Raw genomic sequence first — 21,782 nt, 5'->3', positions numbered from 1 at the left:
GTAAATCATGTGTGGAATTACAGGTTATGTAAGTCAAGATAAATTATCTTCCGAAATTATTACTAAAATGGTTGAGGTTATAAAACACCGAGGACCAGATAGTGATGGGGTTTATGTTCATAATGATGGTGAATTTGAAGTCGCTTTGGGTCATACAAGATTAGCCATTATTGATTTAACTGCTGATGGTCATCAACCTATGCATTATAAGGATTTTTCTATTGTTTTTAATGGTGAAATTTACAATTATAGTGAAATAAAAAATGATTTACTCCAACTTGGACATGCTTTTAAAAGTAATTCGGATACTGAGGTCATTTTGCATGCTTTTGAAGAATGGGGGCTAAAATGCGTAGAACGATTTATTGGAATGTTTGCATTTGTAATCTACCATAAAATAGAAAATAAATTGTACTGTTGCATTGATAGAGCAGGTGTAAAGCCTTTTTATTACTATCATAATCAAAAGGGTTTTGTTTTTGCAAGTGAATTGAAGTCGATTGTGGAGTTTCCAAAATTTGAAAAGAAAATAGATTTAGATTCTGTTAACCAGTATTTTAAATATGGTTACGTGCCTTCTCCAAAAGCCATATTTCAAAAAACACATAAATTAGAAGGAGGGAGTTGGCTTTTGTATGATATTGAAAAAGGGACAATAGTACTAAAAAAGTATTGGGATATTCAAACTGTTTTTGCTCAACCCATTTCAAAAATAACCTATCCTGATGCCAAACAAGAATTAAAAGAACTTTTAAAGTCGGCGTTTAATTATCGAATGGTTTCTGATGTACCCGTAGGAGTTTTTTTAAGTGGCGGATTTGATAGTAATTTGGTGACTTCTATTCTTCAAAGTGAGTCTGCCACACCTCTAAAAACCTTTACTATTGGTTTTCACCATGGTAATAATGAAGCTCCGTTCGCTAAAGAAATTGCTAAATATTTAGGAACAGAACATCATGAATTGTATTGCTCAGAGAATGAAGCTTTGGCAATTGTTCAAGATTTGTCAGAGTATTATGACGAACCTTTTTCAGATAGTTCTGCCATACCAACGATATTAGTGAGTCAGCTTGCAAAAAAGCATGTAACGGTTGCGCTTTCTGCTGATGCTGGAGATGAAATTTTTGTAGGTTACAATCGATATAGATCTTTAGCAAAACACCTCGATAAGATAAGTAAGATTCCAAAAAGCAGTAGAAAACCTCTTTCGAGTATCATTAATTTAGCTAATCTTTTTGTTCCAGAACATAAACATTTCACAAAGCATCAATTAGTATCATTTTCTAATGTACTCCGTCAAGATTCTAAATACGATGCAATAACCTTGATTGATAATATCGAATCTGCATCAGAAACTTTTTTAAAACATATACTAAAAAACTATACTCCTTCAAGCTTTGTTGATTATAGTGCTTACAATGATATTACATTGAATTTCAATAGAGCGATGGCTTTTGATTTTTCGATGTATTTACAAAATGATATTTTGACAAAAGTGGATCGAGCCTCTATGTCTGTTGCTTTAGAATGTAGAGAGCCTTTGTTAGACCACAGAATCATAGAGTTTGCCGCTACGTTACCTTTGGAATTTAAATTTGATGGAATAACCACAAAGAAAATTTTAAAAGATATCGTCTTTGATTATATTCCAAAGGAGCTTATGGATAGACCAAAGACAGGGTTTTCAATACCTGTAAAACATTGGTTAAAAAATGATTTAAAAGAGGTTTTAGAGGATACATTTGATTGGAAGAGAATGGAAGAGCAAGGAATTTTGAATGTGGATTATTTGAAAAACATATATAATGATTTTGTTAATAATAAATATGACAAGGCTGAATTTATTTGGAGAGTATTTCAATTCCAAATGTGGTACAATCGTTGGATATAATTGAAAGGAATGTATGAAACTTAAAAAAATTATTAATGCCTTTTTGTATATATATGCCTTTACAGTAGTTTTTGAAAACTATGATGGTTTGAGCTTAGGTGGAAATTCTATTCCTAAGTTATTTGGCTTTTTCTTGATCGTACTTATCTTAGCAGATAAATTCCAAATTTATAATAGAAAAACAAAAAAATTTGTTATTCCAACACTTTATTTTTTAGCTTCTATTACTATTTCTTGTTTAATAAATTATAATTATAGTATGGAATGGTTATGGCGTTATAATACGATTCTATCATCTATATTAATTTTTATTATATATTTATCCTATGTATATGATAAAAAAGAAGTATTAGACAATATGTTTTTCTCATTTAATATGGGGATAATGTTAATGGGTTTACTTTATTTATTTAATATTGGTATTACCTATGTAGACAATAGAATCGAAATATTTGGAGAAAATCCTAATACAATTGGAATATTTTCAGTATTCTGTGTTACCTATATATTGTCCATTTTTTTTGAAAAAAAAATTATTGTTAAATATAAATTATTGTATTTATTTATATTGATTCCTTTGTTTAATATGATTGCAAATTCTGGTTCAAGGACTACTTTTGTTGGTTTAGTAATTTCTCTAGTGATTTTTTTCGTTTTCAAGAATAATACAAAATCAAATTTTTGGATCAAGATTTTTGGAGTTATTGCTATTTATCTTATCATCCAATACCTTTTGACTTTTGATGTAATGAGTAAAAGACTTGAATTGGCTGTTGATAAAGGGGATTTGTCAGGGAGAGATACAATTTGGGAGGATATTTTACCCTATATCCTTGATAAACCTATTTTTGGACTTGGAGTAGATGGTTATTTTGATGTGATATCAATATTCTTTGGAAAATTTTATAGTCCTCATAATGTATTTATAGAGATTTTAGCTTATGGAGGATTGGTTTCCTTCACTATTTTTTTCTTTTTCTATTACAGACTGATTAAAATATCTATTTATTTGAAATCTAAGGACGATTATATTTTACCCATAGTTTTGTTACAATTTATTTTACAAATTTTTTCTGCTGGACAAGGTTTAACGAGTAAACCGTTTTGGATGATATACATTTACATAATAGGGAGCTATATTTATTCTAAGGCGATGAAAAGAAATATTGCACTAAATTAATCTTTTGTTTTTATGAAAATTATTTTTGTTATTGGGGATTTATATTCTGGAGGAGCTCAAAGACAAATGGTTAATTTGGCATTGAAATATAAAAGTGAAGGACACGAAGTATCGACTTTGACATATTATTCAAGAGAATATTATGGCGAAATATTGAGAGAAAAAGGAATTCAAACAAAATGTATTGAAGAGAGAAAGCCCATTAAGAGAATGATAAAATTTAGAGAGTATCTCCGTAATAGCGATGCTGATGTTGTCGTTTCATATCTAGGAATATCTAATTTTTTGTGTGAGTTTGCTGCTATTCCATATAAAAGATGGAATTTAGTAGTAAATGAAAGAAGTGCAAATCCATTAATTTTAAAGTCTTATAAAAGTTTTGTTGTTAGATTGTTTCATTTTTTTTCAGATAGAATTGTTACAAATTCTTTTTCAAATAAGGATATGATTTTAAAAGTCAATCCTTTTTTAAAGGAGAAGCAGATTCAAGTAATTTATAATATGATTGATCTAGATTTTTGGAAGCCAGATAATAATTATAAATATAAGGAGGACGGTGAGCTTAAAATTGTTATAGCAGCAAGTCATCGTTATTTGAAAAATTTGATAGGTTTATTAAAAGCTGTTTCTAATATGTCAGAAATTGAAAAGTCTAAAATAAAGATAACTTGGTTTGGAAATAGTTTAGTACCTCCTTATTATGATGATTCTATTGTTGAGTGTATGGATTTTATAGAGAACAACAATCTATCTAAAATAATTGAATTAAAACCAGCGACACACAATATTAAGGATGAAATTTTAAAAAGTGATGTTGTAGCATTGTTTAGTTTTTTTGAAGGCCTTCCAAATGCAATTTGTGAGGGAATGGCATTAGGAAAACCTATATTAGCATCAAATATTTCGGATATACCAAAGTTGATTGTTGATGGAGTAAATGGCAAGCTTTGTATTGCTGAGGATCCAAAGAGTATTGAAAGTGGAATAAGATTTTTTATTAATGCTTCTGCTAATGATTTACAATTAATGGGCTCTAGGAATAGAACAAAGGCTTTAGATTTGTTTAATGAAAATAAAATATTTGATCAGTATAAAAGAATTATTGGATGAAAAAAAAATATTTTGTACTTGGTTATTTTGGTTATTATAGTAATAAACTGGATGGACAAACGATTAAGACACGTTCTCTTTATAAGTTATTGAATGATAACATAGGTTCAGTAGATTATTTTGATACTGAGATTTTAAAAAAAAGTAAATTTAATTTTATAAAATTAATATTTAAGCTATCTGTTTCTAGGAGATTAGTTTATTTACCTGCACAAAATAATTTAAAATCGTTCTTCCCTATTGTATATTTTTTATCAAGAGTTTTCAGATTTAAAATTCATTATTTTGTTGTTGGGGGATGGTTGGTTAATTTTCTAGAGTCAAATAATTTTCTAATTTCTAAATTAGAAAAAATTTCAATGATTTATGTTGAAACTGAGAGAATGAAGAGAGAGCTAAAAGAAAAGTATAACATAACGAATACAGTTATTATACCTAATTTTAGAGACAATGTTCAACTTTCTATTGAACCAAATGTAAATGCTAAATTAAAGTTGGTATTTATGTCTAGAATTCATGCTAATAAAGGAATAGACATGATAATTGATTTTGCTAAAAGTACGAAATTAGATGTAACAATTGATTTTTATGGACAGATTAGTTCAGAAATTGAAGATTATTTTTTAGCGAGCGTTTCGGAAATTAATATCATTAATTATTGTGGATCTCTTCAACCAAGTGAAATAAATAGTACTCTAAATAAATATGATTTATTACTACTGCCAACAAAGTTCTACACAGAAGGGCTTCCTGGTGCAATTGTAGATGCTTACTTTGCGGGAATCCCTGTAATTGTTACAAAATGGTTGCATGCAGATGAGTTTGTAATTCATAGACAAACAGGTTTTATTATCCCATTTGAAAATGGAGATCAAGAGTTTCATAATTATGTTGAAGAAATAGATATGAATAGACAACTATTATCTCAGTTAAAAATTAATTCACTCAAAGAGTCTTTAAAATATACATCTGAAGCTACATGGTCAGTAATAGAAAAAACTTTAAATCAATAAATATGAAGTTACTTTATTTACATCAATATTTTGTCACTCCTGATGAATATGGTGCAACCCGATCATATTGGTTTGCAAAAAAAATGGTTGATGAAGGTTATCAGGTGACTGTAATTACTGCCTTAACTAGTTTTACTAAAAGGACAAAAGGGATACATGATATAGATGGAATTAAGGTAATATATCTAGGTGGAAGATATTCAAATACTCAATCTAAATTTAGAAAAATATTAAATTTTTTGAGATACTTTTTTGGAGCCTTATTTAGTGTTTTAAAGGAAAAAAAAGTTAGCCTTATTTATGCTACTTCAACTCCTTTAACTGTGGGGTTTATAGCTTTGATAGTTAAAAAAATATGTAAAGTAAAATATATTTTTGAAGTTAGGGATTTGTGGCCAGAATTTCCTATTCAAATTGGGGTTATAAGAAACAAATGTTTTATTAATTTATTACGAACTATAGAAAGATCGATATACAAGAATGCAATTCATATTGTGGCACTTTCCCCTGGTATGGAAGAAGGAATATTAGATGCTGGCGTTGAAAAAAATAAAGTTACAGTTATTCCAAATATGTCTAAACCTGATTTATTTTACCCTAGGGGTAAAAATAAAGAATTAATGTGTGATATGGGTATCAGAGAAGATAATTTTAATATTATTCATTTTGGTTCAATGGGAGTAGCTAATGGATTGGAATATCTAATAGATGTAGCTAAAATTTTGAAAGATAAGTCTGTGAATGATGTTAATATTATTTTTGCAGGCTATGGACAAACCGAAAGTAAACTTAAGAATATTGTAAATGAAGAAGATTTAAAAAATGTACTTTTTGTTGGTAAACATAATACCTTTGTAATATCTGAAATTGTAAATTGTTGTGATGCAAGTTGTGTTTCATTTAAAAATTTAAAAATCTTACAAACTAACTCACCAAATAAACTTTTTGATTCACTATCCGCTGGTAAACCAATTATTGTTAACTCCTCGGGCTGGACAAAAGATTTAGTTGAGAGTCATTTTTGCGGTTTGTATGTTAATCCCGATGATCCAAATGATTTTGTTGACAAGATTGTTAGTTTAAAAAATAATGATAAAAGAATTGATGAAATGAGTAAAAACTCAAGAAGACTAGCTTTAGAAGTTTTTGACAAAGAAATTCTTGCTAAACAGTTTCTTGAAATTGTAATGAAATACTTTAAACAAAATATTTAATAATAAAATTTATGAAGGTTAATGTGAAATTTGAATTTCCTTACAATTTACTTAAAGCGATAGCAATAATTATTATTACAAATTATCATTGCTCGAATTTATATCCAATTAGTATTAGATTTCTTACATCTGGTTGCGCAATTGGTTTAGGAATTTTCTTTTTTGTTTCGGGATATGGTATTGAAAAATCAATGAAAAAAACAAATAATTTTATTGGGTGGTATTTGATGCGATTTTTAAAATTATATTTATCAGTTTTTGTTTTTTCTATAATAACTATCATTTTAAACTATGAGTTCCCTCTTTTTTTTTCAAGTTCAAACTATTTAATACCTTACGAGCTTTATTATCATACTCACTATTGGTTTACAGGAGCCATTTTATGTTTTTATTTGTTTTTGAAGTTAGTTATAGATTTTAAACTTAAATACTTGCATGTTGTTTTCTTTTTTGTTATAGTTTTTTTTATAAACTATCTATTAGTTCCCAATCCTAATTATCTATTTATTATACCAAAGCGATATGAATTATATTTATATTTAATTTTATTTTTTGTAGGTTCGTATTTTTCAGATAGTAAAAAATTAGAGTTTTTGAATTTAAAATCTTCCATGTTATTTTCTTTTGTTGTTATTTTATTACTTATTTTTGGTTTTATCAGCTTAAAGACAGGTGGAAGAAATGATAATATCAAAGATGATTTTTATTGGCATTTAAAAATAATGAATTATATAGCTACTTGTACGATAACTATTTTCTTTATACTATTTATTGGTAATAGTTTTTTATTAAGGCTAAACAAAAATAGATTAATTAGTTTATTTCAGGTATAACATTAGAAATGTATCTTACACAATTTTACATAATCAAATGTATAAAAATCACACAATTTCCAAGTAATATTTTTGTGATTTTATTTTCCTTTTTTTTTGTTAAATAGAATTGTAGACTTTATAATAGATGTTTTAAAAGTAAAAAAGATATTAAATAATTAAAATGTATAAATTTTTTATAAAAAGGGTAATAGATTTTTCAGTATCTTTAATTGTATTATTGTTTTTTTTCCCGATATTGTTTATCGTTTCAATCTTGCTTCTCATTGCAAATAAAGGAAAGGTATTTTTTTTCCAGCAAAGGCCAGGAAAAGATGGTAAAATCTTTAAAATTGTAAAATTTAAGACGATGAGGGACTTATACGATGAACAAGGAAAGCCATTACCTGACATGAAGCGTATTACTAAAGTAGGTAGATTTTTGAGACAAACATCGTTAGATGAATTACCTCAATTATTGAATGTATTATTTGGACAAATGAGTTTAATAGGACCAAGACCATTGTTGGTGAGTTACTTAGATTTATATAATGATTTTCAAAAAAGGAGGCATGAGGTGAAACCAGGAATTACGGGTTGGACTCAAGTCAATGGTAGAAATTCTATAGATTGGACACAGAGATTTGAACTAGATGTTTGGTATGTAGATAATTGTAGCTTTCTTTTAGATCTCAAGATTATATACAAAACAATAATAAAGGTAATTAAAAGAGAAGGGGTGAATGCCTCTGACACAACGACTATGCAAATGTTTAAAGGAAATTAAAAATGAAAGATATTGTAATTTACGGGTGTGGGGGATTTGGAAAAGAAATAGCATGTCTTATAAATGCCATCAATAGAAATACACCTACATGGAATATTTTAGGTTTTATTGATGATGGTCTTGAAGTGGGATATAAAAACAGATATGGAGCAGTAATAGGAGGTGTTGATTTTTTAAATAATTATCAAAACGATTTAGCTGTAGCCATTGCAATTGCTAATCCAAAGATTATTGATGCTATTGTAAAAAAAATAAATAATAAAAATATATCTTTCCCTAATATAATTGCCCCAAATGTTAATTTTTTTGATGAATATTCATTTGAAATAGGTAGAGGAAATATTATTTTTTTTGGATGTAGAATATCTTGTGATGTTAAATTAGGGGATTTTAATTTATTTAATGGACAAGTGGCCCTTGGTCACGATGTGATTTTAGGAAATAATAATATATTAGGTCCTTCAACAAGAATCTCGGGCGATGTAGTTGTTGGGGATAATAATTTTTTTGGAGTAGAATCCGTTGTCTTACAAGGTAATAAAATTGGGAATAATACAAGAATTGGAGCAGGTAGTATTGTTTGTAGAAATACGAAAGATAATCAATTATACCATGGGAATCCAGCAAAAATTTTTAAAATATAGTAGTAATTATGGCTTTTCAGGAAATTAAAAATGTTGAAATAAAAGGAATTTCTGCTTGCGTGCCTCAACATGTTGAAGACAATAGAAATTCTAAAATAATAGGTTCAAATGAAGATATTGAAAAATTTATAGAAAGTACAGCTATATTAAAAAGGCATACTGTATCAGATTCTGGATTATGTAGTTCCGATTTATGTGTAAAAGCGGCACAAGATTTAATTAAAGAATTAGGATGGAGTTTGGATGAAATTGATGTCTTAGTATTTGTGACTCAAACACCAGATTATCAATTGCCAGCTACATCATCTATATTGCAAGATAGGTTAGGACTTTCAAATGAGTGCTTTTCTATTCAAATTTCGTTAGGATGTTCAGGTTGGGTATATGGTTTGTCTACTCTATCAGCTTTACTATCAACTGGTTCAATGAAAAAAGGATTGTTATTAGTTGGAGATACTGTAACCATGACAAAATCACCTCTAGATAAAAGTACTTACCCACTGTTTGGAGATGCGGGTACTGCAACAGCAATAGAATATAAAGAGGGAGCAGATGGGATTAAATTTCATACTGGAACAGATGGAAGTGGATATAAATCCATAATTATTGAAGATGGAGGGTATAGAAATCCGTTTTCACATGACTCTCTTGAAGTTAAAAAACGTGAATCGGGTATTTTTAGAAACAATTTACAAAGTCATCTTAATGGAACAGATGTTTTTGTTTTTGGAATAACCAAAGCACCTAAGTCGATAAAAGCACTAGTAGAAAAATATAATATTTCAATAGAATCAATAGATTATTTGTTGTTACATCAGGCGAATAAGATGATGAATGATAAAATCAGAAAAAAAGTTGGAGTTGAAGAATCCAAGGTTCCTTATTCTTTATCAGAATATGGAAACACTTCTTCTTGTTCGATTCCCTTAACAATTGTTTCTCAGTTGAGAGAAGAAGTTAAAGAAAAAAACAAGAAATATTTGGCGTGTGGATTTGGAGTTGGTCTATCATGGGGTACGGCCTACTTTGAAACTGAAAACTTATGTTGTCCTCCAATTTCATTTTTATAAAAATTCGATAAAAGATGGCTTTAATAACTTTTGATAAAGTAAAAATTTCAGGTTTAGCAGCTTGTGTACCTAAAAACACTATATATAACCTAAATTATTCAACTCTTTTTGATAAAGAATCGGTTTCTGAAATAGTAGAAAAAACCGGAATCTATGAAAGAAGATTTGCTCCAGAAGGTATGTGTGCGTCTGATTTATGTTATCATGCTGCAGAAAAACTTATTGATGATTTAAATATTGATAAATCTGAAATCGATTTGTTAGTCTTTGTATCACAAACTCCCGATTATAGAATGCCAGCTACATCAATAGTATTGCAAGAAAGATTAGGATTGTCAAAAAGTACAGCGTGTTTTGATATAAATTTAGGCTGTTCAGCTTTTGTTTATGGTTTGTCGGTTATTTATTCGATGATGCAAACAGGTGGTTTTCGTAAAGCATTATTGCTTGATGGAGAAACTCGTTCTAGAGTTTATTCACCCAAAGATAGAAAAACAGCTTTTTTGTTTGGGGATGGAGGAGTAGCAGCACTGATTGAAAAATCTAATGAAGTTGGAAAAAGTTTTTTTAGTTTGAATTCGGACGGTAGTAAATCGGAATATATCAAAATGGATGCTGGTGGTTATAGGTTTCCTAGTTCTGTAGAAACATTAAAAGAAAAAGTGGTTGATGAATATGGAAATATTAGAAGTGACGAGCATGGTTATATGAATGGGGCAGATGTATTTAATTTTGTGATTTCTGAAATACCTAAAGATATAAAAAGAATTTTAGCCTATAGTGAAAGCGAATTAGAACAATTTGATTATTTCTTTTTTCATCAGGCTAATAAATATATGAATGGGTATTTACAGAAAAAATTAAAACTAGATTCAGATAAAGTTCCCTCTTGTATTGAAAAGTTTGGAAATACTTCTTCAGTATCTATTCCTTTGACAATGGTTTCATCACTATTTGGTAAAAATTATAAAAATAAAAATTGCTTTTTGTCGGGATTTGGAGTAGGAATGAGTTGGGCTTCATGTATCATAAACCTTTATGATTGTCATGTTTCGGAATTAATAGAAATTTAATAATATGAATAAAGAATATAATCCTTTTTCCTTAGAAGGAAAAACTATATTAGTGACAGGAGCCTCTTCTGGAATAGGAAAGTCTATTGCTATTGAGTGTTCTAAAATGAAGGCAAAATTATGCGTCATAGGTAGAGATATTGTCAGACTTAATGAAACACTAAGTGAGTTAGAAGGGGAGGGGCATAGAGCATTGCAATTTGATATTAATGAAAATGAAAAAATAAAGAGTTTTATTAGTGAATTACCAGAATTAAATGGAGTAGTTCATGCTGCAGGTATAATAAAAAGATTACCTTTAAAGTTTATTTCAAAGGAAGATTTTAATGAAATTTTAGATACGAATTTGGTATCAGCTTCTCAAGTTACTAGAGAATTGCATAAGCAAAAGAAACTAAAGACAGGATCTTCAATAGTTTTTATCTCCTCCATTGCTTCCGATTTTGCATCTATTGGTAATATCATGTACATGGCATCAAAAGGAGCTGTTAATTCTTTCTCAAAAGGGATAGCATTTGAATTTGCAAAATCTAATATACGATCGAACGTTATTCAACCAGGAATGGTAGTGACAAATTTGACAAAAGTTATCAATGATAAAGAAATAGAAGAAGATATAAAGCGTTATCCACTAGGAAGATATGGAACTACGCAAGAAATAGCATATGCTGCTATATATTTGCTATCCGATGCTAGCGCATGGGTTACGGGTTCTAAAATAGTGGTTGACGGAGGAATAACATTAAGATAATGTAAATTAACTTTTAGTATAGTACATTTGCACATTGTAAATATTTTAATAACATATAAAACTAACAAAAAATGGAACAAAAATTCATTACCTTGTTTAAGGAAGCAATTGACTCAGAAAATGATCAAATTTCAATGGATACTAGATTTAGAGAACTAGACGAGTGGGATTCTTTAGCTGCTTTATCAATCATAGCGATGCTTGATGAGGAGTATGATATAATTATAGATGGGAATAAATTTCAAAAATTAGAGACTTTATCAGAAATTTTGAATTATATTTCTGAAAATAAGTAGTTTAGAGATTTTGTGATTTTATATGATAATAGATTACTTTCAGTCGCTTTCTTTTTTAATTTTTAGTGTATTATTCTTTTTTGGTTTTGGATTGGGTTATTATTCAAAAAAAATTGGACTTCTTTTTAAAATGATTGCTTTTTTTTTACTTTGTTATTGTTTACGCCGTTACCGATATACCAATTCCATAATCTTGAAAGCCAATATTTTGAATCCAAAATAAACATAGCTGAATCTGGAAAAAAAATATTGATATTAGGAGGAGGGTATGTTGATTATCCAAATGTAACATTTTTCGAAAAGCTATCAACTGGTTCACAAAAAAGACTTCTAAAAGGAATTACGATTTATCATAAATTGCACAAATCAAAACTCGTTTTTTCTGGTTATTCAAGGTCGAATAAGACATCACTTGCTTATGTAATTTCTCGAGCTTCGCTTGGATTTGGAGTAAATCCTAAAGATACTTTTCAGTTGAGAAAACCAAGTAATACATTGGAAGAGGCTTTAGATTTTAAGAAAAGATTTTATGAAGAAAAATTTTATTTAGTAACAAGTGCTTATCATATGCCTAGAGCTATGAGAATTTTTAAAAGTTTTGGTTTAAAGCCAAAACCGATACCAACAGATTTTAAACTTAAGGAAGGTTTTGGTCATACATGTTATGTAAATTGGGGAATGAATTATCAAAAATTTAAGCTAATAGAATTTGAATTACATGAATATATAGGTATTTTATTCTTTCCGTTACAAAAGGGACTAAATCAAAAATATAGAATTTAATGAATTTTGAAGTAGTTTTAGAAAATTTAGAAGAAGTTAATTTAGTAAATCAATACAATGTAAAGCGAGTTGAGCTTTGTTCTGGTTTGGATTTAGGAGGATTAACACCTAGTTATGGTATCATTGAATCGGTTGTTGAGTACTCAAAAGCAGAAGTACACCTTATGATACGACCTAGAGGAGGTAGTTTTATTTATAATGAAAATGAAATAAATGTCATGTTAAAAGATATTTTAATAGCCCAAAAAACAAATTGTAAAGGAGTTGTTTTTGGAATATTAAATGAAAAACATGAGGTAAATATAGAAAAAACTAGACGGTTGACTCATTATGCAAAAGATTTAGGGCTACAAGTTACGTTTCACCGTGCAATAGATTTTACTGATAATTACTACAAAAGTGTTGAAACTTTGATTAACTGTCAAGTTTCTAGAATATTGACTTCTGGTGGAGCTTCAAATGTAGACTTAGGTAAGGAAGAATTAGTGAAATTTTTCCATCAATTTAGAAATGAAATAGAAATTATGCCAGGAGGAGGAGTGTCAAACATTAATGCATCTTATTTTATAAATAATGGCTTTCAAGATTTACATTTCAATATTAGAAAGCAGAAAGTAAATAGTTCAGATTCCTCAATGGGAATTGAATATGTAGTTGATGAAGAAAAAATATTAGGGATAACAGCATTGGTAAATAGTAGGAACAATTGATTCGCATTTTAGATATATTATTTTCCTTCATTGCCATTGTTTTGTTGATGCCATTCCTTATTATAATAGTGTTTTTAATGCTTTTATTTCAATCTTTTCCAGTTTTTTTTTCTCAAAGTAGAGTAGGTAAACATGGTAAAGAATTCAAAATATATAAATTTCGTACCATGGTTGTTAATTCAGAGGATGAGTATGCTTTAACTAAAGGTGAAAATGATGAAAGAATAACCACGATTGGTCATTTTTTGAGAAAATATAAATTAGACGAAATTCCACAACTCTATAATATCTTAAAAGGGGACATGTCTTTAGTAGGGCCAAGACCTCAAGTAATTTCTTATATTCAGAAATACCCTAGCATGTATCAAGAGATATTAAAAACAAAGCCAGGTATGTTGAGTTATTCTGCTTTAATTTATTTTAATGAAGATGAGTTATTGGCAACAAAAGATGATATAGTTTCTTATTATGAAGAAGTTATTTTGCCTCATAAATATGAGTTAGATAAACAATTATATCAAGAAAAAAATATTAAAATATATTTTTCTGTACTATTTTTGTATATTAGTAAATTATTACAGAATAAAAATAAAATTGATGGATAATTCAAAGATATGGTTGTCTTCACCGCACATGGGAGGAAATGAGCAAAGGTATGTTCAAGAAGCATTTGATACGAATTGGGTAGCTCCTTTAGGGCCTAATGTTTCAGGTTTTGAATCTGATTTAGAAAAATATTTAGATAACGATAGTCAAGTAGCGGCTTTGAGTTCTGGAACTGCTGCGTTACATTTGGCATTAGTATTATTAGGGGTAAAAAAAGATGATGAAGTTATTTGTCAGAGTATGACTTTTTCAGCTTCGGCAAATCCTATTGTATATGTTGGAGCTACACCTGTTTTTGTGGATAGTGAGCCTGAGACATGGAATATGTGTCCTAATGCGCTTGAACATGCTATTATAGATAGAATAGCTAAAGGCAAAAAACCAAAGGCAATTATTGTTGTGCATTTATATGGTATGCCTGCGAAGTTTGATGATATTCAATCAATTGCTTCTAAATATGAAATTCCAATTGTTGAGGATAGTGCGGAAGCATTAGGAAGTAGCTACAAAGGCAGAAGATGTGGTACCCTTGGTGATTTGGCTATATTATCGTTTAATGGGAATAAAATTATAACTACATCTGGTGGAGGTGCTCTAGTGTGCAAGACAAAAGAACAAAAAGATAAAGTAGTTTTTTTATCAACACAAGCAAGAGATCATGCGCCACATTATCAGCATAGTGAGATTGGTTATAACTACAGAATGAGTAATATTTGTGCTGGTATTGGTAGAGGGCAAATGGAGGTTTTAGACAATCATATTGCTAAAAGAAGAGCAATGAATAAATTTTATCAAGAACTATTTGATGAATATGAGCAAATACATTTATTAAAAGAACCTAATGATAATTTTTTTTCCAATCATTGGTTAACTGCAATATATATTGAATCAAAAAATAATGATAGCGAAAAATTGCGACTTCATTTAGAAAAGGCAAATATTGAGAGTAGGCCTTTATGGAAGCCTATGCACTTGCAACCTGTGTTTTCACATTCACCATATTATGGTGGCTCAGTATCAGAAAAATTGTTTAATTCCGGTCTTTGTTTGCCATCAGGATCTAATCTAAATGAAGAAGAAAAGCAAAGAATTAAGGAACAAGTTACTCGCTTTTAAAGATTTATTTTCAGAAAAAATATGGACAAAATAAAAAGACCTAGTATTTTTAATTTTTTTTCCAGTAAAGGACATTTTTTGAATCCTAAAAAATTTGGTTATTTGCCTAGATGGATCATATTATTTATTGATTTAGGTATCATACTTTTTTCAGGAACTTTGACTTATTTTCTTTTACAAGGAATGGGTTTGAATTTTATTAATCGCCATCATTTATTAACTGGAATTATTTTAATTACTTCTGTTAACTTTTTTTTCTTTAAAATCTTTAGAACCCATTCAGGAATAATTAGGCATACTTCATTAATTGATTCATTAAAATTATTATTTTCTCAATTTTCCACTTTTGCAGTTATTGTATTTTTAAATTATTTAATAATTATTATTGGTCGATCAAAATTATTCATGACAACAGGAGCTTTTTTATATACATTAGTTTCTTTTTCTTTGTTGTTTTTTCTAAGAATAGTTGTTAAATACTTGTATGATAAACTTGGTAGAAAAAATCAAAAAACAAATGCAGAGAAAATAAAAGCTCTAATATATGGAATAGATGATAATGCTATTGCAGTTGCAAATGCTTTGAAAGTTGAGAAACCATCAAGATTCAAAATATGTGGTTTTATTGATAGTAAAAGCAATAATTCTACTATGCGAATATTGAATCTTCCTATTTTTCCTTTAAAAAAAGGAGTTCCTACGCTATTAAAAATTAAGAAAGTAGAAGCATTAATAATAGCTGATAATACCTTGTCAAAAGTAGAAAGAATTAATATTGCGGAAGAATGTATAAGTTATGGTTTTAAGATATTTTCTTTACCAGTTGTTTCTAATTGGAGTGATGGAACTGAAATAGCTAAAAGTATAAAAAGTTTTGATATTAATGATTTGTTAGAGCGAAATCCTATAAGATTAGATACCGATTCAATTTCTAAAAAATTAGAAAATAAAGCAATTCTTGTTACAGGTGCAGCTGGCTCAATTGGAAGTGAAATAGTTAGACAAATTATTAATTTTAAACCTATAAGGGTAATTTTGCTTGACCAAGCTGAAACACCGCTTCATAATCTGTCTTTAGAGATTCATACTTTACAAAAAGAAATTGAGATTTATAATTCCATTACTGACGTTAGAGATTATGAATCTCTTGAAAGAGTATTTGCTGATTTTAAACCTAATGTAGTTTTTCATGCTGCAGCCTATAAGCATGTACCTATGATGGAAGAAAACCCAGGTCAAGCCATTTTTACAAATGTTTTAGGTTCTAAAAATGTTACGGATTTATCGCAGAAATATAATATTGAAAGATTTGTTATGGTATCTACAGATAAAGCTGTCAATCCGAGTAGTGTCATGGGTGCTAGTAAACGAATTGCTGAGATGTATGTCCAATCCAAGCATTTTAGTAATTTGAAATTAAATCAAGACACGACCAAGTTTATTACTACTCGTTTTGGAAATGTTTTGGGATCAAATGGTTCTGTAGTTCCTTTGTTTACAAAGCAAATACAAGAAGGGGGTCCTGTTACAATTACTCATCCTGATATTATTCGCTATTTTATGACTATTCCAGAAGCTTGTCAATTAGTTATGGAAGCTGGAGCGATGGGTTCAGGTGGAGAAATATATATTTTTGATATGGGTGAACCAGTAAAAATCATTGATTTAGCACACAAAATGATTCGTCTTGCTGGATATAAACCAGATTTAGATATCAAGATTGCTATCGTTGGTTTGCGCCCAGGAGAAAAATTATATGAAGAGTTATTAAATAATAGTGCAGAAAATTTACCTACTCATAATGAAAAAATCATGATTGCGGTTGAAAATTGTAAAGAACATGAGGTGGTTTCAAAATCTGTAGAACTATTAATTGATCTTGCTAGAACGGGAACAAATCAGCAAATTGTTTCGAAAATGAAGAAAATAGTACCCGAATTTAAAAGTTTGAACTCTACTTTTGAAGCCTTGGACGTTAAAGACTAATTGAAGATGTCTCTGATATATATCCTTAAAATAAAGTTTATTGTTAAATTCAGTAAACTTTTTTCTTTTTAATAGTTGTAACCATGAAAATAGCTTTTCTGACTCCAGAATTTCCTCATCCACTAACAGGCTCCTCAGGAGGTATAGGGACGAGTATTCTAAATTTATCAAAAGGGCTTATTGAATTAGGACACGAAATAGTTGTTATAGTATGTAACCAAGAAAAAGACGATTTTTTTATAGAAGGTTCCTTATCTATTTATAAATTTAAAAATCAAACTATTAAAGGGTTTTCATACTTTTTTACTCAAAAAAAAATAGAAAGTTTAATTAAAAATTTATACATCAAAGGAAAAATTGATCTTTTAGAAGCACCAGATTGGATCGGACTAACTTCCTATATAAATACAAATTGCCCAACGATAATAAAACTTCATGGTAGTGATACTTATTTTTGTAAGTTGGAAGAAAGAAAGAGTAAGTGGAGGAATAGATTTCGCGAAAAATTGGCCTTAAGAAGAGCCAACGGTGTTATTGCTGTGAGTCATTATACTGCGTTGCAATCAAAAGAGATTCTTGGATTTAAGCAATCATTCAAAGTGATTCCTAATGCAATCGATGTCTCACAATTTATCCCAACTCAAAATACAAATGATTCTAGCACAATACTTTATTTTGGAACTTTAATCAGAAAAAAAGGATTATTAGAGCTCCCTAAAATTTTTAACGAAATTATTATGGAAAACCCTAAAGTGAGATTAGTATTAATCGGAAAAGATTCTGGAGATACATTGACAGGAAATCCATCGGTTTGGAACATGATGCAAGAATTATTTGATGAGTCTGCTTTAAAAAATGTTCAGTATTTAGGCGAAAAATCTTATAGCGAAATGAACAAGTACATTGAAAAAGCCACAGTTTGCGTATTTCCAACATTTGCAGAAGCTTTTCCAGTTTCTTGGTTGGAAGCCATGGCTATGCAAAAAGCAATTGTAGCTTCAAATATTGGTTGGGCTTCTGAGATGATTCAGAATGAAGTAGAGGGTTTTTTGGTTCATCCTAAAGATCATAAAGTCTTTGCAGACAAGATTACATTGCTGTTGAATGATACTGAATTAAGACAAAAGATGGGGTTTCATGCTCGAGAAAAAGTACTCAATAACTTTAGTACACCAATTATTGCTAAACAAAGTCTAGAGTATTATTCGGATTTCATCAATTCAAAAAAACAATATTAAGATGATTGAATCAGTAACTTTAGTAACAAAAGAAATATTAAAACGATGTGATTTTCAGTTAAAAAATCATAAGGTTGTTTTTGATAGTGATGATTTTTTTACCAAAAACAATTCTTTAGACTTTATAATAGTTTTTAAATTTCCCATCAAGAAATTCAGAAATCATGATTATCAATGGGTGGATTGTAAAACATCTCGAATTGCAAATGAATTTTGTCCAAAGATTATTCAATTGGATGATGGGACTATGATACAAGCGAATACTGCTTTGGGCTTTTGGGAAATTAGTCCCAAAACACCTTGTGTACTTTATTGGCGATTTAATCCAGAATTTTCAAAACCCATAACTCAATATCAAGGAAAACAAAATAATAAAAAAATTGTTCAAGCAGTTTCACCAATAAAAAGTAAGGTTTCCCCAGAATTATTAATCACAAATGGTTATGCAGTTGAGTTTAGTAGATCAAAGATTCCCTTTGTTCCTGTCGTTTGTTTTACAGATCATTGTGATTTTGATACTAAAGAAAATCTAAAATTACAACGAGAATTGTTTCATAAAACAGGAATAAAAATTACAAAAGGGTTTTTTTTAAATCATTTTTCAAAACGAGAGGATAATGCTTCTCTTCAAAATGATAGAGATGAGTTGATGAAGTGGAGTGACGAGGGACACGAATTGTGTTATCATTCTTTGTCTCAATCTATTAAATCAGATCAAGAAAGTTTTGAAGATTTTTCTTCATTTCAACCACCATTAGATGATATTACAACATGGATAGATCATGGATATCAACCGTATAATTTTTCACTATTTAAAAATAGTTTAATTTCTGAAAAACACTATGAAACTGTTTTACATCAGAAAAATATTCAAGTTTTGTGGAATTATATTGATTCAGGAACAGCAACTTTAGGTGTAATAAATCAGTGTAACCCTCAACATTTTACGCTGAAGAGTTTTTGGAATGGAACTAAAAATAGATCTTTAGTACAGCGGATACAGTTAATGATTAAAAATATTATTTTCCATTTTTATAATGATGAACTACTGATTTTGAAATATAAAAGTACTGCTACAAATTTTAAAAAGATTTTTTTTCAAAAAAAGATTCGATATATAACTCCTCTTATTCTAAATTTAATTCAAATCAGTGCAAAAATATTCCATGTTTTTTTGCATTGGAACGAAAATCAAAAGAAACCTTATACTTTTGCAAAATACTGCCCAATTCTATTTAAACATACCTTGCATGAAAAGGAATTTTATGTTTTTCAAACCTTAGAAATGATTGATTTTAAACAAGCATTAAGTCCCAGAAATATCGATTTGTTTATAAAAGAAAAAGGGGTTTTTATAGCACATACTTATTTTTCCGTACCTATGGAATATCATGAAGGAAGAATGTTTGTGAATATGAATGTAATTGATAATGAGGTGTCTAAAAATTTTGAATTCCTAGGAGAAAAAATTAAAAATAGAGACATTTGGAATCCCACAATACAAGAATTAGTAGCCTATTGGTCAAATTTTGAAAAAGTGATTTTAGATGTCGATTATCAAGGTACTATTTTTGTAAAAAACAAAACAGATTTAATATACATAAGAATTAATATTGAAAAATGAAACATCAGATAAAAACAAATTTCTTTAAATTCTTATCATTATTACCCAATAAAATAGGGGATTATTTCTATCATATTATTCAATTTTTGAGTAATAAGAAAAAAATTAAAAGTAAAATCAAATTATCTGAATCAACATATAATATACTTATACTATTGTTGAATGATTTAAAATTTGACTTAAAAAATAAGAAAGTTTTAGAGATAGGTTCAGGTTGGTTTCCTATAATGCCTTACTTTTTTATATACTTTGGAAAAGTAAGTAAGGTATATACCTACGATATTAATGAACATTATAGGAAAAGTTCAATATTAAAATTTAATCTCGATTTTGAAAAAGAATATAATTTAAAAGTAGATGTTGAAAAGGCAAATAAATATGGTTTGCCACATGAAGTAGATTATTTTCCATCTAAGAATATTATTTTTGAAGATATACCAAATATTGATATCGTTTTTTCAAGATATGTTCTATCTCATGTGAGTCCTAATGACATAGAAGAAATGCATAAAAAAATTAAAAGAAGTGTTAATAAAGGAACTTTTATTGTTCATTTTATTTCACCTAGTGATCTTAGACAACATGGAGATAAATCAATTTCTCTTCAAGATTTTCTTCAATACAGTCCTTCCCAATGGGATAAAATTCAGACAAGATTTGATTATCATAATCGAATGAGATTGCCACAATTTATTGAGCTTTTTACAAAATTAGATTTGGAAATTGTTTATTTGTCTTATGATAGATTGAATGAAAATTCAAAAAATATGGATTTATTCAAAAAGTTGAATTTGCATGAAGATTACATCAAATATTCAACAGAAGAATTGACAGCAGGTAATATCGTTGTTGTTTTAAAAGTATAAATTGATTATGAGAACCCGGTTTACATTAATAATTTGTACCTATATGCGACCTGAGCCGCTTTTAAAGTTACTCAAATCGGTTCAAACGCAAAGTTTATATCCTGATGAAATATTAATTATTGATGGTTCGACTAATGATAAAACTAGAGAGATATTAGAAAAGAATACTTTTGAAAATCTTAAATATTATTTGGTATCAGAATCAGAAAGAGGATTAACTAAACAAAGAAATTTTGGTATTTCTAAAGTGGCTTCAAATAGTGATATTGTTTGTTTCTTGGATGATGATACTATATTAGATAAGGAATATTTTAAAAACATCATTGCAACCTATATTGAAAAGCCAGATGCATTGGGAGTAGGTGGTTATATTTCCAATGAAGTATATTGGAATCGGGTTCAAAATGAAGAAGATGTAAAAATTGAGAATTTTTATTTTGATGGTTATAAAAGAAGGGACGGTTTTCGATTTATTTTAAGAAAAAAAATCGGATTGGATAGCGATAAACCACCAGGTTTTTTACCTGATTTTTCACATGGTAGAAGCATTGGTTTTTTACCTCCATCAGGAAAAACATATCAAGTTGAACAATTAATGGGAGGGGTTTCATCTTTTAGAATATCAGTATTTGAGGAGTTTCAATTTTCTCATTATTTTGAAGGCTATGGACTTTATGAAGATGCTGATTTTACTTTGAGATTATCCAAAAAAGGAAAATTATACATAAATACTAACGCTAAATTGGGTCATTTTCATAACGAATCTGGAAGACCTAATAAATATAAGTATGGAAAAATGGTGGTTCGAAACGGTTGGTATGTTTGGAGAATCAAAAACCCGAATCCTAATTTTAAGGCTCGAGTGAAATGGAATTTAATTACGCTGCTCTTAATTGTAATTAGATTTAGTAATATTTTTACAACTCAAAAACGACTTGAAGCATTTACGGAGTCTATGGGTAGAATTATGGGCTGGTTAAGCCTATTCATTGATAGACCAAAACAACAATAA

21 protein-coding genes are annotated in these 21,782 nt (G+C 28.8%); all 21 read left to right on the top strand.

What is annotated here, in order from left to right; translation table 11 throughout:
- Nucleotides 1–7: 7 nt before the first annotated feature.
- The 21 genes from asnB (at nt 8) to CLV55_RS11175 (ending at nt 21,782) form a co-directional block, all read left to right on the top strand.
- On the top strand, nt 8–1,891 hold the full coding sequence (asnB, locus tag CLV55_RS11275; RefSeq protein ID WP_112113902.1) for an asparagine synthase (glutamine-hydrolyzing): 1,884 nt from the start codon (nt 8–10) through the stop codon (nt 1,889–1,891).
- Between the two features lie 13 nt (nt 1,892–1,904).
- Nucleotides 1,905–3,071: an O-antigen ligase family protein gene (locus CLV55_RS11270; protein WP_112113901.1), complete on the top strand. Its 1,167-nt coding sequence runs from the start codon at nt 1,905–1,907 to the stop codon at nt 3,069–3,071.
- 12 nt (nt 3,072–3,083) lie between these two features.
- On the top strand, nt 3,084–4,181 hold the full coding sequence (locus CLV55_RS11265; protein ID WP_112113900.1) for a glycosyltransferase family 4 protein: 1,098 nt from the start codon (nt 3,084–3,086) through the stop codon (nt 4,179–4,181).
- On the top strand, nt 4,178–5,194 hold the full coding sequence (locus CLV55_RS11260) for a glycosyltransferase (RefSeq protein ID WP_112113899.1): 1,017 nt from the start codon (nt 4,178–4,180) through the stop codon (nt 5,192–5,194). The genes CLV55_RS11265 and CLV55_RS11260 overlap by 4 nt, the downstream gene beginning before the upstream one ends.
- Nucleotides 5,195–5,196: 2 nt before the next feature.
- Nucleotides 5,197–6,408 (top strand): glycosyltransferase family 4 protein, encoded by a 1,212-nt coding sequence (locus tag CLV55_RS11255; RefSeq protein ID WP_158527037.1) that lies wholly within the window; start codon nt 5,197–5,199, stop codon nt 6,406–6,408.
- Between the two features lie 11 nt (nt 6,409–6,419).
- Nucleotides 6,420–7,241, top strand: coding sequence for an acyltransferase family protein (locus CLV55_RS11250; protein ID WP_112113897.1), 822 nt, complete (start codon nt 6,420–6,422; stop codon nt 7,239–7,241).
- A gap of 163 nt (nt 7,242–7,404) precedes the next feature.
- Entirely contained in the window at nt 7,405–8,007 is a 603-nt protein-coding gene (locus CLV55_RS11245; protein WP_112113896.1) for a sugar transferase, read from the top strand.
- Between the two features lie 2 nt (nt 8,008–8,009).
- Complete coding sequence (locus tag CLV55_RS11240) at nt 8,010–8,651, top strand: PglD-related sugar-binding protein (protein ID WP_112113895.1); 642 nt, start codon at nt 8,010–8,012, stop codon at nt 8,649–8,651.
- Nucleotides 8,652–8,659: 8 nt separating this feature from the next.
- Nucleotides 8,660–9,721: a ketoacyl-ACP synthase III gene (locus tag CLV55_RS11235; protein ID WP_112113894.1), complete on the top strand. Its 1,062-nt coding sequence runs from the start codon at nt 8,660–8,662 to the stop codon at nt 9,719–9,721.
- A 14-nt stretch (nt 9,722–9,735) separates the two neighbouring features.
- Nucleotides 9,736–10,794, top strand: coding sequence for a 3-oxoacyl-ACP synthase III family protein (locus tag CLV55_RS11230; RefSeq protein WP_112113893.1), 1,059 nt, complete (start codon nt 9,736–9,738; stop codon nt 10,792–10,794).
- A 4-nt stretch (nt 10,795–10,798) separates the two neighbouring features.
- Complete coding sequence (locus CLV55_RS11225; RefSeq protein ID WP_112113892.1) at nt 10,799–11,545, top strand: SDR family NAD(P)-dependent oxidoreductase; 747 nt, start codon at nt 10,799–10,801, stop codon at nt 11,543–11,545.
- 71 nt (nt 11,546–11,616) lie between these two features.
- A complete protein-coding gene (locus CLV55_RS11220; protein WP_112113891.1) occupies nt 11,617–11,841 on the top strand; it encodes an acyl carrier protein in 225 nt (74 codons plus the stop codon).
- A 249-nt stretch (nt 11,842–12,090) separates the two neighbouring features.
- Nucleotides 12,091–12,624 (top strand): YdcF family protein, encoded by a 534-nt coding sequence (locus tag CLV55_RS11215; protein WP_158527036.1) that lies wholly within the window; start codon nt 12,091–12,093, stop codon nt 12,622–12,624.
- Nucleotides 12,624–13,334, top strand: a complete 711-nt coding sequence (locus tag CLV55_RS11210; RefSeq protein WP_112113889.1) for a copper homeostasis protein CutC — start codon at nt 12,624–12,626, stop codon at nt 13,332–13,334. Before CLV55_RS11215 ends, CLV55_RS11210 begins: the two co-directional genes overlap by 1 nt.
- Nucleotides 13,331–13,939, top strand: coding sequence for a sugar transferase (locus CLV55_RS11205; RefSeq protein WP_146739566.1), 609 nt, complete (start codon nt 13,331–13,333; stop codon nt 13,937–13,939). The genes CLV55_RS11210 and CLV55_RS11205 overlap by 4 nt, the downstream gene beginning before the upstream one ends.
- Nucleotides 13,932–15,056, top strand: coding sequence for an aminotransferase class I/II-fold pyridoxal phosphate-dependent enzyme (locus tag CLV55_RS11200; RefSeq protein ID WP_112113887.1), 1,125 nt, complete (start codon nt 13,932–13,934; stop codon nt 15,054–15,056). The genes CLV55_RS11205 and CLV55_RS11200 overlap by 8 nt, the downstream gene beginning before the upstream one ends.
- Before the next feature lie 21 nt (nt 15,057–15,077).
- Nucleotides 15,078–17,042, top strand: coding sequence for a polysaccharide biosynthesis protein (locus tag CLV55_RS11195; protein WP_112113886.1), 1,965 nt, complete (start codon nt 15,078–15,080; stop codon nt 17,040–17,042).
- 83 nt (nt 17,043–17,125) lie between these two features.
- Nucleotides 17,126–18,280, top strand: a complete 1,155-nt coding sequence (locus CLV55_RS11190) for a glycosyltransferase family 4 protein (protein WP_112113885.1) — start codon at nt 17,126–17,128, stop codon at nt 18,278–18,280.
- 1 nt (nt 18,281) lies between these two features.
- On the top strand, nt 18,282–19,904 hold the full coding sequence (locus tag CLV55_RS11185; RefSeq protein WP_112113884.1) for a hypothetical protein: 1,623 nt from the start codon (nt 18,282–18,284) through the stop codon (nt 19,902–19,904).
- Nucleotides 19,901–20,770, top strand: a complete 870-nt coding sequence (locus CLV55_RS11180; protein ID WP_112113883.1) for a class I SAM-dependent methyltransferase — start codon at nt 19,901–19,903, stop codon at nt 20,768–20,770. Before CLV55_RS11185 ends, CLV55_RS11180 begins: the two co-directional genes overlap by 4 nt.
- A 7-nt stretch (nt 20,771–20,777) precedes the next feature.
- Nucleotides 20,778–21,782 carry a glycosyltransferase family 2 protein gene (locus CLV55_RS11175; RefSeq protein WP_112113882.1) on the top strand — a complete coding sequence of 335 codons (1,005 nt, stop codon included), beginning with the start codon at nt 20,778–20,780 and terminating at the stop codon, nt 21,780–21,782.

It is taken from the genome of Flavobacterium aciduliphilum, from assembly GCF_003268855.1.
Taxonomy (GTDB): Bacteria; Bacteroidota; Bacteroidia; order Flavobacteriales; family Flavobacteriaceae; genus Flavobacterium; species Flavobacterium aciduliphilum.
This window is presented reverse-complemented; position numbering and strand designations above follow the sequence as displayed.